Raw genomic sequence first — 12,079 nt, 5'->3', positions numbered from 1 at the left:
TCCCAGCCCGTTACCGGGACATGGTGGCGCTTCCACCAGGCATGAGGGGAGACTGACTACAGATCGTCCCGGCGCGAGCCACGCGCCGCCGGCGTACAAGGAGGCCATCCGTGCCGCATGTCCTGGTCCTCAACGCGTCGTACGAGCCCCTCGGCGTCGTACCGCTCCGCCGCGCGCTCGTCCTCGTCCTCGAGAACAAGGCTGTCTGCCTCGAGGAATCCGGCGCCTTTATGCATAGTGCAACCGTTACTGTCCCCGCACCCAGCGTGGTCCGGCTGAAGAGGTTCGTACGGGTCCCTTACCGGGGGCCCGTTCCGCTGACCCGTAGGGCGCTCTTCGCCCGCGACGGCGGCCGGTGCATGTATTGCGGTGGCGTCGCAACCAGCGTCGACCACGTCATCCCGCGCAGCCGCGGGGGTCAGCACGTCTGGGACAACGTGGTGGCGTCCTGCCGCCGCTGCAACCACGTCAAGGCCGACCGTCACCTGGTCGAGATCGGCTGGCGCCTGCGCCATAAACCGGCCCCGCCGACGGGGCTCGCTTGGCGCATCATCGGAACCGGGCATAGGGACCCGCGCTGGCTGCCATACCTGCAGCCGTACGGCGCGGAGGACGCGATGGCCCGGATCGACGGCATTTCCGCCTGACGATCCGGGCCTTCGTCTTGCCTTGTGCGGGCCGGTTCCGCTTCTTTGGCGCGGGTTGACTCCGCATTTTTGGCGCGGGCCGGTTCGTCTCGCGTTGCGCGGGCTGGTCCGTCTTGCGCTGTGCGGGCCGGTCCGCCTTTTTCGTGCGGGCCGGTTCGCCGTCTCCTTCGTGTGCCGGCCCGCCGTTTCTTTCGTCTTTCCGGCTTTTCCGGCTCTCAGGGAAGTCCCCTCGTGCGTCCCGGAGAGCCGGAGTTCTGCGGCGCGGCTAGGCGAAGCGCAGCTCCGCCGGGTGCACCGAACGGCGTAGCAGGGGCAGAGAAGTGGCGGCGGCGAGGAGGCAGGCGGCGTAGACGGCCACCGGCACCAGCAGCGGCACCAGTATCGGGATGGCCGCAGCATCCACGACCCATCCGTACGCGAAGTACACCGCCGCGCCGCCGAAGCCCGCGAGCAGCATCGCCGGGGCCAGCGGCAGCGCGGTCTCAAGGAGCAGCGCCCGGCCCAGCACCTTCTGCGGTACGCCCGCCGCGGCCTGTGCGGCGAGGCCACGGCGCCGGGTGGCGAGCGACTCGGCGGTGCCCACGGCAAGACCGCCCACGCTGATCAGCAGCGCGATCAGGACGGCGGCGCCCGCCAGGTTGGCGCCGGTGGTGTAGAACGCCAGGTCCTCGGGGCTGTGGGGCAGACCCTCCTGCGGGTGATGCACGGAGTGGAGGAAGATCTGGCGTACGCCCACGAAGCCCACGCCCACGACGGCCACCAGGAGTACGGCCGCGTTGGTGCGCGCGGTGGCCCACGGGTCGGCCCGGAGCCGTTCGGCGGCGATCAGGACCGCGGGGTTCCCGGTCCGGGCGGCGAGCCGCTTGCCGATGGCCCGTGCGGTGATCCCGGCAACCGCCACCGAGCCCGCACCGGTCAGCGCCACCGCGGAGAACACCAGCAGGGGGAACGAGGTGGCCCCCGGCCCGGTGCTCCGCATGACGATCAGCAGGGCGGCCAGGCCCACCAGTACCGCCGGCACCACAAGGGTGAGGGTGGCGACCCGTCCGTGACCCGGCCGCACCCGGCGCACCCAGCCGAGCGGCGAGGCCACGACCCGGCGCAGCGCGACCACACTCACCACCACGGCGAGGCGCGGCACGGCGAACGTCACCAGGGCGAAGCCGCCCCAGGCCGCCGGCGGAAGCCGCTGTTGCAACAGGTTCACCATGAGGAGCGCGGAGAACACCGCGGCGACCACCGCCCCCAGCAGACAGGCGAGCCCGGCCTCCAGGGCCGCGATGTGCCGCACCTGCTTCGGCGTCGCCCCGGCGAGCCGCAGCCGGGCCAGCCTGCGGTCGCGGTGCACGGCGCCGATGCGTGCGCACTGTCCGAGGAAGCCGAGCACCGGCACCCACAGGAGCAACAGCGTGACGACCACCCCGGCGCGCTGCCCAGGCTGGTTCAGGAGACCGTGAAAGTACGAGGTGGACACCTGCCCCTCCACCGAGGCGACCGCGACCGCCGCGAACCCGAGGCCGGTGGCGAACGCGGCCCCCACCGCCGTCAGCATCACCCGCCACCACTCCCGCCGGTCCGACCCCCGCGTCAGCAGCAGCGCGAGCCGCAGGTCGGCCCTCATCGGAACATCTCCACGACGGCGTCCGCCCCGGAGACGACGACCCCGTCGCGCAGCTCCACCTCACGGTCCGCGTACGCCGCGACCTGCGCGTCGTGCGTGACGAGCAGCACCGCCGTGCCGGACTCCCGGGCCGTGTGCGCCAGCGCCGCCATCACCCCCTCGCTCGCGAGGGAGTCGAGCGCGCCGGTGGGTTCGTCCGCGAAGACGACCTTCGGACCGGTGATCAACGCCCGCGCCAGCGACACCCGTTGAGCCTGGCCACCGCTCATCTCCCCGGGCCGCAGCTCCTCCTGGCCGCGTACGCCGAACCGCTCCAGCCACTCGCCCGCCCGCTCGTGGGAGTCCTTGCGGGAGGCCCCCGCGAGCAGCAGCGGCAGCGCGACGTTGTCCAGCGCGGTCAACTCGGGTATCAGCTGCCCGAACTGGAACACCACCCCGAACTCCGTACGCCGCAACTCGCTCAGCCGCTGTTCCGGCAGCTGGTCGAGGCGCTGCTCGGCGTAGACGACCGAGCCCTCGTCGGGGCGGACGATCCCCGCAAGGCAGTGCAGCAGCGTGGACTTGCCGCTGCCGCTCGTGCCGGTGACGGCGAGGATCTCGCCCGGGCGCAGCTCGACCGAGGCGCCCCGTAGCGCCTGGGTCCTGCCGTGCGTCTTGGTGAGGCCTCGGGCCGCCAGGACCGGCACGGTCTTCTGCGTACTGCTCATGGGCGTACTGCTCATGGGCGTACTGCTCATGCTCCGTCGACCTCCGCGGTCAGAGTGGTGAGCCGGGCCGCGGTGGTGGTCATCCAGCGCAGATCGGCGTCGAGGTGGTTGAGGGCGTAGTCGGCCGAGAGGACGGTTGCGAGATCGGCGCCGGGCGCCGTCTTGACCGCCGTGAGCTCCCGCATACGCGCCATGTGTGCGGCGCGCTGGGTGCTCAGATACCGGGCGGGGTCGGCCGAGGCGAGGATCGCGCACACGACCTTGGCGAAGATCTCGTTCGTCACGAAGGGTGCCGGCGGGGTGATCTCGCCCGTCCATGCGACGAGTTCCTTCGCTCCGTCGTCGGTGGACCGGTACAGCGTCCGCTCCGGACCGCCGTCCGAATCGGTCCCGTCGACCTCCGCGAGACCGTCGCGGACCAGGCGCTGCAACGTCGTATAGACCTGGCCGTAGGCCAGCGGGCGGGCCTGCGGGAAGCGTTCGTCATGGCGTCGCTTGAGGTCGTAGCCATGGCTCGGCCCTCCGGCGAGCAGCCCCAGGAGGATGTGGCGGGTGCTCATGGCGACCATTATGTACTCAGTATATGTAGCGAGTGAATAGTGATCGCGGAAAAACCTCGCCCGTGCCCTGGGGGGCCCGGGCCGCACCCCGGGAGGGGGCCGATCGCGGACGGTGGTCGCACAGGCGCTCTTGGTCACCCGGCGCAGAAGGGTCAGAATGTGAACAAGGGCACGTTGTCCGGGCTGTCACGTCTGCGCGCCCGCCCGCTGGGTAGGGCTGCCCTGACCCGCCGTACGGCTACCCGTGACGGATGCCGTGCGACTGCCCGCGACGACCAAGGAGGCCCCCATGGCCGCATCAGCACAGCTTCTGCTCTCGGCCCTCTCCAAACGCCCGGCGGAGCAGCCCGCCGACCCCGACCCGTACATCTGTGTCTTCACCGCCGAAGGGCCCTGCGCGGAGACGCCGCTCACCAGCGAGCCGCCGCTGCCCGACGCCGCCCCCCTCACCAGCGAACCGCCTCTCGCCGACGCCGCGCACCTGACGAGCGAGCCCACCTCCACGGGCGCCGCCGCGGGCCTGGACCCATCGGGGGTCTGATGCCGCTCTCCCGGCTCGCCGCGCTGCACGGCGTCGCCACCTCCTTCAGCCCGTCCCCGGGGCGCACGGTCGCGGCCTCGGACGCCGCGGTCGTCGCCGTCCTCGCCGCGCTGGGCGTCGCCGCCGCGACACCGGACGCCGTCCGCACGGCGCTCACGGCACGCGAGACGGAGCTACGGGAACGACTGCTCCCACCGACACTGGTGAGCTGGAGCGGGGCGCCGACGGCCGCCGGGAGCGACCACGGCCCCGGGGCGCGCGAGTCCGCCTCGGGGGCGGACGAGGACGAGCGCGCGCCGGGCGAGATCCGGCCCGCGCCGGGCGAGAACCAGTCGGAGGCGGACGAGGGCGCGCAGGCGGGCCAAGGCCCGGCCGCCCCGCCCGGATTCCCGGGAGACTCCTCGCTCGCCGCCGCCCTCGCCGCACTGCCAGCCGGTACCCGGCTGCGGATCCGTACCGAGCAGGGCGAGACGCGTGCCTCAGCCGAGCAACTGCCGCTCGGCGTCCACGAGTTGGAGGCCACCGCTCCCGACGGACGGACCGCCCGCGCCCATCTCGTCGTCGCGCCGACCCGGCTGCCCGCGGCACCGGGGCGTACGTACGGGCTGCTCGTGCAGGTCTACTCGCTGCTGTCCCGACGCTCCTGGGGCATGGGTGACCTCGGGGACCTCGCCGAGCTGACGGCCTGGGCGGGACGGGCGCTCGGCGCCGGGTTCGTGCAGGTCAACCCGATGCACGCGGCCGTGCCGGGCGCACCCACCGACCCTTCCCCGTACCGGCCCTCCTCGCGCCGCTACCCCGACCCCGTCTACCTGCGCGTCGAGGACGTCCCCGAGTTCGCGTACGCCGGCGAGCGGGACCGCGACCGCGTCCGTACGCTCCTGGAGCGGGCCGAGCGGCAGCGCGAATCCGTGCTGAGCAAGGGCGCGTTGATCGACCGCGACGCCGTGTGGGAGCTGAAGCGCGAGGCCCTGGAGCTTGTACGGGACGTGCCGCTCGGGCCCGGACGCCGCGCCGCCTACTGCGACTTCCTCGCCGAGGAGGGCGAGGCGCTGGAGGACCACGCCACCTGGTGCGCGCTCGCCGAGGTGTACGGCTCCGACTGGCAGAAGTGGCCGGCCGCCCTGCGCGACCCCCGCTCGGCCGAAACCGCCCGCGCCCGGGGCGAGTTGATGGACCGCGTCGACTTCCACAGCCGCCTCGCCTGGCTGACGGACGCCCAGCTCGCCACCGCCCAGCGCAGCGCGCGCGACGCGGGCATGGGCGTGGGGCTCGTGCACGACCTCGCGGTGGGCGTCCACCCGGGCGGCGCCGACGCCTGGGCGCAACAGGAGTACTTCGCGGCGGGCATGTCGGTCGGCGCGCCCCCGGACGCGTTCAGCGTGCAGGGCCAGGACTGGGGGCTGCCGCCATGGCGCCCGGACCGCCTCGCCGAGTCCGGCTACGCCCCCTACCGCCGCCTCCTGCGCGCCCTCTTCCGCTACGCCGGCGCCCTCCGTATCGACCACGTCATGGGCCTCTTCCGCCTCTGGTGGATCCCCCAGGGCCGCCCGGCCACCGAGGGAACGTATGTCCGTTACGACGCCGAGGCCATGCTCGCGATCCTCGCGCTGGAGGCGTACCGCGCCGGGGCACTGGTGATCGGCGAGGACCTCGGCACCGTCGAGCCGGGCGTCCGGGAGAAGCTGCACGAGCACGGCGTACTCGGCACGTCGGTGCTGTGGTTCGAACGCGACTGGGACGGTACGGGCCTGCCGTTGCCCCCCGAAAGCTGGCGCGCCGACTGCCTCGCCACCGCCACCACCCACGACCTGCCGCCCACCGCGTCCCGGCTCACCGGCGACCACGTCGAACTCCGCGACCGGCTGGGCCTGTTGACCCGCCCCGTGGAGGAGGAACGGGCCGAGGCGGCTGCTGACGTGGGGGAGTGGCTGGCGCTGCTCGCCCGGCTCGGACTGCTCCAGGGCGCGGCCGGCGGGCAGTCGGAGGACTCGGAGGAGGCGCAGATCCAGGGCCTGCACCGATTCCTGCTGCGCACCCCCGCCCGCATGATCGGCGTCTGGCTCCCGGACACCGTCGGCGACCGCCGCCCGCAGAACCTGCCCGGCACCTGGGACCAGTACCCCAACTGGCGCCTGCCCGTCGCCGACGCCGAGGGCCGCCCCGTCACCCTGGAGGAACTCGCCGCCTCACCCCGGCTGCACGCCCTCATCGACGTGCTGCGCGCGGGCCGGGGGGTGGAAGTGGAGGGCTGATGCGGGCCGGATGCCCTGGATTCCGGGCCGGATGTCGTGGATCCCGGGCCGGACTCGGGAGGCGTTTCGCCTCGTACGGCACCCCCGGGCGCGCGGCCGGATTAGGTGTTCGCTACGTTTGCACCGTGGACAAGAAGAACGCCCTGCGCGCCGGCGCCCTGGCTGCCGGTACGACGCTGATGATGCTGCTGATGTCGTCCCCCGCGCTCGCGGTGACGCCTGACGACGGCGACGACCCCGGCCCGGGCCTGAGCGTCATCGAGACGCTGGGGCTCTTTGTCGCGGCGCCGATCGGGCTGTTCCTGCTGATCGCCGCTCTGGTCTGGGTCCTCGACGGGTCGACGGACCGTCACCCGAAGGCGAAGGGCAAGGCCAAGACGAAGGCGGCCGTGAAGGCTTCCTGACCTCGGCGGGCTCCGGCCACTGAGATTTTCTGTTTCGAGGGCATCGTCCTCGCGTCCGTACGGCAGTCGTCGTACGTGCCCGAGGACGGTGCCCTCGACGTGTTTCCGACCGGTCCGGGCACCGCGCTCTGTGGCTGTCGCTTCAGTGGGCGGGGCCCGGGTGCGGGGCCGTCAGATAGCGCTGGACGGTCGGTGCCAGCCAGGCCACGATCTCCTCGCGGGGCAGGTCCACGGCGGGCGGCAGGCGCAGGACGTACCGGGTCAGCGCCATGCCCAGCATCTGTGACGCCACGAGCGCGGCGCGGGCCGGGACCTGCTCGGGGTCGGGGCAGACGCGCAGGGCCACCGGCACCAACTGCTCCTTGAAGATGCCCTGCATGCGCTCGGCCCCGGCGGCGTTGGTGACCCCGACCCGCAGCAACGCCGTGAGCACCTCGTTCTTCTCCCACAGCGCCACGAAGTGCTCGACGAAGATCCGGCCGACCTCCTCCTTCGGCACCTTCTCCGGCACCGGCAGCCGCAGATCGATGTCGACGGCCGCCGCGAACAGGCCCTCCTTGTTGCCGTAGTAGCGCATCACCATCGACGGGTCGATCTTCGCGTCACGGGCGATGGCGCGGATGGTCGCGCGTTCGTACCCGTCGGCGGCGAAGCGTTCGCGCGCGGCGGTGAGGATCGTGGCGCGGGTGGCGTCGGAGCGGCGGGCGGGCTGAGGGGGCTGCGCGTGCTGGGTGGGGGAGTCGGTGTCGGTCATGCCAACAAGCGTAGGCCAACAGCTGTTGACGAGCCAGGGGTGTCGCCCTATGGTGGCAAACGGGCGTTGGCCTACAAGCGTTGGCCTACGAGCGTTGGCAACCGGACCACCCGGTGTTTGCCAACAGCCCTTGACCAACAACCGTTGGCACCAGGAGGCCGCCATGACCGGTTCGACCGGCACGACCGACAAGCACGGCACCCCCCGTACGGCCGGCGCCGTTTCCCGCGACGTCATCGTCGTCGGCGCGGGCCCCACCGGACTGCTGCTGGCCGGCGACCTCGCCACCGCCGGCATCCCCGTCACGCTCGTCGAGAAGCGTCCGCACAGGACCAGCAACCTCTCCCGCGCGTTCGTGCTGCACGCCCGCACGCTGGAGCAGCTCGACGCCCGAGGCCTCGCCGACGAGCTGGAGAGCAAGGGGCAGACGCTCGACCGGCTCCGGCTCTTCTCCCGCCTGACCGTCGACCTGACCACCCTCCCCTCCCGCTTCAACCACCTGCTCGTGCTGCCGCAGTACGAGGTGGAGCGGGTGTTGGAGCGGCGGGCGGTGGAGGCCGGGGTGCGGTTCGCGTACGAGACCGAGGTGACCGGGCTGGTCCAGGACGCGGACGGGGTGACCCTCAGGGTGCGCGCGGCCACCGGTGCCGAGGGGACTGGGGGGACCGGCAGGGGACCGGAGGAGCTGCGGGCCGCGTACGTCGTCGGGACGGACGGGATGCGCAGTGCCGTGCGGGAGGCGGTGGGGCTGCCGTTCCCCGGGCGATCGGCGATCCGTTCCGTCGTCCTCGCCGATGTCCGGCTCGCCGAGGAGCCGGAGACGCTGCTGACCGTGAACGCGGTCGGGGACGCGTTCGCGTTCCTGGCGCCCTTCGGGGACGGCTACTACCGGGTGATCGGCTGGGACCGAAGGCGCAACGTCGCCGACGACGCGCCCCTCGACCTCGACGAGGTCAAGGAGATCACCCGCCTCGCCCTCGGCCGCGACTACGGTATGCACGACGCCCGCTGGATGTCCCGCTTCCACAGTGACGAGCGACAGGCTCCGGCGTACCGGGTGGGCCGGGTCTTCCTGGCCGGGGACGCCGCGCACGTGCACACCCCGGCCGGCGGCCAGGGCATGAACACCGGACTCCAGGACGCCGCCAACCTGAGCTGGAAGCTGGCGGCGACACTCAACGGCCACGTCCACGCCGACCTGTTGGACACCTACCAGTCCGAACGCCACCCCGTCGGCAGGTCCGTCCTCCGCAGCAGCGGCGGAATCGTACGGCTCGCGATGGCCAACCGGCCCTGGACGCTCGCGGCCCGCACCCTGCTCACCACGTTCCTGGACCACGCCCGCCCGGCCCGCACCCGCATGATCGGCCAGATCACCGGCATCGGCTACTCCTACCGGTCCCCGCGAGGCGCCCACCCCTTGGTCGGCAAGCGCGTCCCGGACGTGGCCCTTCGGGACGGCCGCCTGTACGAGGCCCTGCGTGGCGGCAGGTTCGTACTCATCACCCCGCCGGACGCACCCACCGGCGCCGGCGTCGACGCTGGCACCGACGTCGGCGCGGACACCCGCAAGGACCGTCTGGCCGTGGGAAGTTGGGCGAGCGCCCGCCGCACAACCCTCCTGATCCGCCCGGACGGCTACGCGGCCTGGGCGGCGGAATCACCGACCGCCGAGGAGACCGAGGCGGCACTGACGGCGGCGATGGGGCAGGACTGACCATCCCCGCGATCCCCGCCTCATAAGGGGCGCGGGGCTGTGACATTGTGCGGCTCCGCCGCGTGGGCGCACCTGGCCACATCCGACCCGCACCCCCCACTCCGGCGAGTCGCTAGCGACTCGTCCGGCCCGTTCCGGCAAGCAACTGACGCAACAGGTCGGCCAGTTGCCCGGCCTGTTCCTCGTCGAGGGACGACAACGCCTCCGTCTGGACGGCGAGCCCGGCGCCGACCGCCTCGTCGACGAGGGTCAACCCCTTGTCCGTGAGCGTCACTTGGAGGGCGCGGCGGTCATGAGGGTCGGGGGACCTGCGGAGGAGACCGGCCCGTTCCAGCTTGTCGAGGCGGCCGGTCATGCCGCCCGTGGTCAGCATCAGCGTCGCCGAGAGCTGGCGGGGCGAGAGGGCGTACGGGTCGCCGGACCGTCGCAGGGTGGCGAGCACGTCGAACTCGCCGCGCGAGATGCCGAGCCGCGCGTACGTCTTCTCCATCCGGTCGCCCATCGCCCGCGAGAGCCGGAAGACGCGGCCGAAGACCTCCATCGCGGCCGTGTCCAGGTCGGGCCGGACGGCGGCCCACTGGTCGATGATCGCGTCGACGGGGTCCGTGGGGGTCCTGGCGGCCTTGGATGTGCTCATGGGGCGAGTATCCGCACCGTATGACCGGGCTGCAAGAAGGTGGCTTGACGATAAGTAGCTTAGCGCTAAGCTAATTACTGCCAAGCTAACTCCCGGAGTCGTCTTCCGGAGTCAGCTCCCGAGCCACCCCCTCATGGAGCCGGTCATGAACCGCAGCACCGTCATCGCGCTCACCGCCCTGGCCCCCGTCTCCTGGGGCAGCACCTACGCCGTCACCACGGAGTTCCTGCCGGCCGACCGCCCCCTGTTCACCGGCCTGATGCGCGCCCTGCCCGCCGGACTCGTCCTGCTCGCCCTCGCCCGCACGCTGCCCCGCGGGGTCTGGTGGTGGAAGGCGGCGGCCCTGGGCGCTCTGAACATCGGCGCCTTCTTCCCGCTGCTCTTCCTCTCCGCGTACCGGCTGCCGGGCGGTATGGCGGCGGTCGTCGGTTCCGTCGGCCCGCTCTTCGTCGTGGGCCTCGCGGCGGTCCTGCTCGGCGAACGCCCGACCCTCCGTACGCTCCTCACGGGCATCGCGGCTGCCCTCGGCGTGAGCCTGGTCGTGCTGAAGGCGGCCGGTGCGCTGGACGCCGTGGGTGTGCTGGCCGCCCTCGCCGCGACCGCGTCGATGTCCGCGGGCACCGTGCTGACGAAGCGGTGGGGGCGTCCCGAGGGGGTCGGCCCGCTCGCCCTCACCGGCTGGCAGCTGACCGCGGGCGGGCTGTTGATGGTCCCGGTCGCGCTGCTGGTGGAGGGCGCGCCGCCCGCGCTCGACGGCCGGGCGGTCGGCGGCTACCTCTATCTGGCGCTGGCCAACACGGCGGTCGCGTACTGGCTCTGGTTCCGCGGCATCGGCCGGCTCACCGCCACCCAGGTCACCTTCCTCGGCCCGCTCTCCCCGCTCACGGCGGCCGTCATCGGCTGGGCGGCACTCGGCCAGGCGCTGGGTCCCGTACAGCTGGCGGGCATGGCCCTGGCCTTCGGGGCGACGGTGTTCGGCCAGCTCGGGGTACGTCCTGTGCGTACAACCGAGACGTTCAGCTCAGCTGAAAGGAATGGTCGAAAAGATTCGATGGACGTGACGGTTCCGGCGCTGCGACGTTGAAGCGATCTCCCACGTAAACGAGGGAGATTCCGCCCTACCTTGCGGTGGATGGCTTGACGCGCGGTGCGCGCCTGACGACTGCCCTCCCGGCAGCCGGGGGTGGTGAACCCACAGGCTGAGCAACGCGGGGAGGTGCCCGGGGCGGGGGCTTTGGCCAGGGTGCCACCCCGGCGGGTGGGCTTGTACGTCAGCAGGGTGACCGTGCGGCCCCATGCCTCTCCGCTGATCGAGCGGTTCAGCCCGGATTTCTGGGCGACGTTCGTTCCCGGCTCTTCGACGGTTCCCCTGGCGGACTTGACCATGTTCGTGATCTGGAGTGCTTCCACCACCACGACGCAGTACGTGTCGGCGATCTGGGTGGTGGTCTTGTGTTGCCAGTCCGCGGCCCGGCGCATGCGCGAGGTCTGCCAGGACTTCGAGGCCGAGCTGAAGCAGTTCAACGGCGAACAGGACCACGTCCACCTCCTCGTCCACTACCCACCCAAGGTCCAGCTCTCCAAGCTGGTCAACAGCCTCAAGGGCGTCTCCTCCCGACGCCTGCGCCAGGAATACGACGCCCATGTCCGCCGCTACCTGTGGGGCGGACACTTCTGGTCCGGCTCCTACTTCGCCGGGTCCTGCGGAGGGGCACCACTGACCGTCGTCAAGCAGTACATCGAGAACCAGCAACGCCCCGCCGGCTGAGGACAACACTGCGGACCGTGCTCACAGCGCGGGTCAGAACAGCCCTGAGATGGCCTCCACCCCCGCCGAAAACGGCGGAGCACTGGCCAAGATCAAAGGTAGATCCACATCGACCGAGTTCCCGGCGACGGGACGACGGGAAGAGAGGCGTGGGACAAACCGTGGGAGCCCTGGCCCCGACGACCCGTACGAGCAGTACGCCGGACGCGAACCGAACAAAGCGAACCGGTCCCGGCCTGGGGCTCGGCTCGCTCGCCCCTACCCTCCCCCACTCTCGGCTTCGCTCGAGCGGCGGGACCCCCATCGTCCCTTTCGGGGGCTCCGCCCCCGAACCCCCGCTCCTCAAACGCCGGAGGGGCTGAAGATTGCGCGGCCGGGCCGAACCTCTATAGCCCAGTCCAGGCACATCTCAGCCCGTCCGGCGTTTGAGGACGAGGCCGTTCAGGCCGATGCGGGGGTCTGGGGGCG

General features: G+C 72.1%; 11 protein-coding genes and 2 pseudogenes. 7 read left to right on the top strand and 6 right to left on the bottom strand.

The window, feature by feature from the left end; all coding sequences use genetic code 11:
• Positions 1-110: 110 nt before the first annotated feature.
• Complete coding sequence (locus AOK17_RS06875) at positions 111-647, top strand: HNH endonuclease (protein ID WP_055611422.1); 537 nt, start codon at positions 111-113, stop codon at positions 645-647.
• Between the two features lie 265 nt (positions 648-912).
• On the opposite strand, the gene AOK17_RS06870 is transcribed toward AOK17_RS06875, so the two are convergent.
• Genes AOK17_RS06870 through AOK17_RS06860 form a run of 3 tightly spaced genes read right to left on the bottom strand, consistent with a single transcriptional unit; the run spans position 913 to position 3,535 of the window.
• The gene (locus AOK17_RS06870; protein WP_055611421.1) at positions 913-2,268 is read right to left on the bottom strand and encodes a hypothetical protein; all 1,356 of its coding nucleotides are present in this window, start codon (positions 2,266-2,268) and stop codon (positions 913-915) included.
• Complete coding sequence (locus AOK17_RS06865) at positions 2,265-3,005, bottom strand: ABC transporter ATP-binding protein (protein ID WP_245697034.1); 741 nt, start codon at positions 3,003-3,005, stop codon at positions 2,265-2,267. Before AOK17_RS06865 ends, AOK17_RS06870 begins: the two co-directional genes overlap by 4 nt.
• A complete protein-coding gene (locus tag AOK17_RS06860) occupies positions 3,002-3,535 on the bottom strand; it encodes a PadR family transcriptional regulator (protein WP_055611433.1) in 534 nt (177 codons plus the stop codon). The genes AOK17_RS06865 and AOK17_RS06860 overlap by 4 nt, the downstream gene beginning before the upstream one ends.
• Positions 3,536-3,824: 289 nt before the next feature.
• On the opposite strand from AOK17_RS06860, the gene AOK17_RS06855 reads away from it, so the two are divergent.
• From AOK17_RS06855 to AOK17_RS06845, 3 genes are all read left to right on the top strand, one after another.
• On the top strand, positions 3,825-4,076 hold the full coding sequence (locus tag AOK17_RS06855) for a hypothetical protein (RefSeq protein ID WP_055611419.1): 252 nt from the start codon (positions 3,825-3,827) through the stop codon (positions 4,074-4,076).
• On the top strand, positions 4,076-6,331 hold the full coding sequence (gene malQ / locus AOK17_RS06850; RefSeq protein ID WP_055611418.1) for a 4-alpha-glucanotransferase: 2,256 nt from the start codon (positions 4,076-4,078) through the stop codon (positions 6,329-6,331). The genes AOK17_RS06855 and malQ overlap by 1 nt, the downstream gene beginning before the upstream one ends.
• Positions 6,332-6,456: 125 nt before the next feature.
• Positions 6,457-6,735, top strand: coding sequence for a hypothetical protein (locus AOK17_RS06845; RefSeq protein WP_055611417.1), 279 nt, complete (start codon positions 6,457-6,459; stop codon positions 6,733-6,735).
• A gap of 142 nt (positions 6,736-6,877) precedes the next feature.
• Here the strand turns inward: AOK17_RS06845 and AOK17_RS06840 are convergent, their stop codons facing one another.
• Positions 6,878-7,489: a TetR/AcrR family transcriptional regulator gene (locus AOK17_RS06840; RefSeq protein WP_055611416.1), complete on the bottom strand. Its 612-nt coding sequence runs from the start codon at positions 7,487-7,489 to the stop codon at positions 6,878-6,880.
• A 163-nt stretch (positions 7,490-7,652) separates the two neighbouring features.
• Here AOK17_RS06840 and AOK17_RS06835 point away from each other — a divergent pair, with 163 nt between their 5' ends.
• Positions 7,653-9,206 (top strand): FAD-dependent monooxygenase, encoded by a 1,554-nt coding sequence (locus AOK17_RS06835; RefSeq protein WP_055611415.1) that lies wholly within the window; start codon positions 7,653-7,655, stop codon positions 9,204-9,206.
• Positions 9,207-9,318: 112 nt separating this feature from the next.
• On the opposite strand, the gene AOK17_RS06830 is transcribed toward AOK17_RS06835, so the two are convergent.
• Entirely contained in the window at positions 9,319-9,843 is a 525-nt protein-coding gene (locus AOK17_RS06830) for a MarR family winged helix-turn-helix transcriptional regulator (protein ID WP_055611414.1), read from the bottom strand.
• 145 nt (positions 9,844-9,988) lie between these two features.
• On the opposite strand from AOK17_RS06830, the gene AOK17_RS06825 reads away from it, so the two are divergent.
• Positions 9,989-10,927 carry an EamA family transporter gene (locus AOK17_RS06825; RefSeq protein ID WP_055611432.1) on the top strand — a complete coding sequence of 313 codons (939 nt, stop codon included), beginning with the start codon at positions 9,989-9,991 and terminating at the stop codon, positions 10,925-10,927.
• Here AOK17_RS06825 and AOK17_RS52005 read toward each other — a convergent pair.
• A pseudogene (locus AOK17_RS52005) lies at positions 10,915-11,319 on the bottom strand (zinc ribbon domain-containing protein); the annotation flags it as partial. The gene AOK17_RS06825 and the pseudogene AOK17_RS52005 sit on opposite strands and share 13 nt — an antisense overlap.
• 7 nt (positions 11,320-11,326) lie before the next feature.
• Here AOK17_RS52005 and tnpA point away from each other — a divergent pair.
• Positions 11,327-11,611 (top strand): annotated as a pseudogene (tnpA, locus tag AOK17_RS06820) (IS200/IS605 family transposase); the annotation flags it as partial.
• Positions 11,612-12,079: the final 468 nt, after the last annotated feature.

This window comes from Streptomyces phaeochromogenes (assembly GCF_001418655.1).
Taxonomy (GTDB): Bacteria; Actinomycetota; Actinomycetes; order Streptomycetales; family Streptomycetaceae; genus Streptomyces; species Streptomyces phaeochromogenes.
The sequence above is the reverse complement of the archived record's forward strand: the minus strand, read 5'-3'. Positions and strand labels throughout refer to the sequence as shown.

Excerpts from the sequence above, each read along its gene's own strand:
- AOK17_RS06870 (WP_055611421.1), bottom strand. The coding sequence starts at position 2,268 with ATGAGGGCCGACCTGCGGCTCGCGCTGCTGCTGACGCGGGGGTCGGAC.
- AOK17_RS06865 (WP_245697034.1), bottom strand. The coding sequence starts at position 3,005 with ATGAGCAGTACGCCCATGAGCAGTACGCCCATGAGCAGTACGCAGAAG.
- AOK17_RS06860 (WP_055611433.1), bottom strand. The coding sequence starts at position 3,535 with ATGAGCACCCGCCACATCCTCCTGGGGCTGCTCGCCGGAGGGCCGAGC.
- AOK17_RS06855 (WP_055611419.1), top strand. The coding sequence starts at position 3,825 with ATGGCCGCATCAGCACAGCTTCTGCTCTCGGCCCTCTCCAAACGCCCG.
- malQ (WP_055611418.1), top strand. The coding sequence starts at position 4,076 with ATGCCGCTCTCCCGGCTCGCCGCGCTGCACGGCGTCGCCACCTCCTTC.
- AOK17_RS06840 (WP_055611416.1), bottom strand. The coding sequence starts at position 7,489 with ATGACCGACACCGACTCCCCCACCCAGCACGCGCAGCCCCCTCAGCCC.
- AOK17_RS06835 (WP_055611415.1), top strand. The coding sequence starts at position 7,653 with ATGACCGGTTCGACCGGCACGACCGACAAGCACGGCACCCCCCGTACG.
- AOK17_RS06830 (WP_055611414.1), bottom strand. The coding sequence starts at position 9,843 with ATGAGCACATCCAAGGCCGCCAGGACCCCCACGGACCCCGTCGACGCG.
- AOK17_RS06825 (WP_055611432.1), top strand. The coding sequence starts at position 9,989 with ATGAACCGCAGCACCGTCATCGCGCTCACCGCCCTGGCCCCCGTCTCC.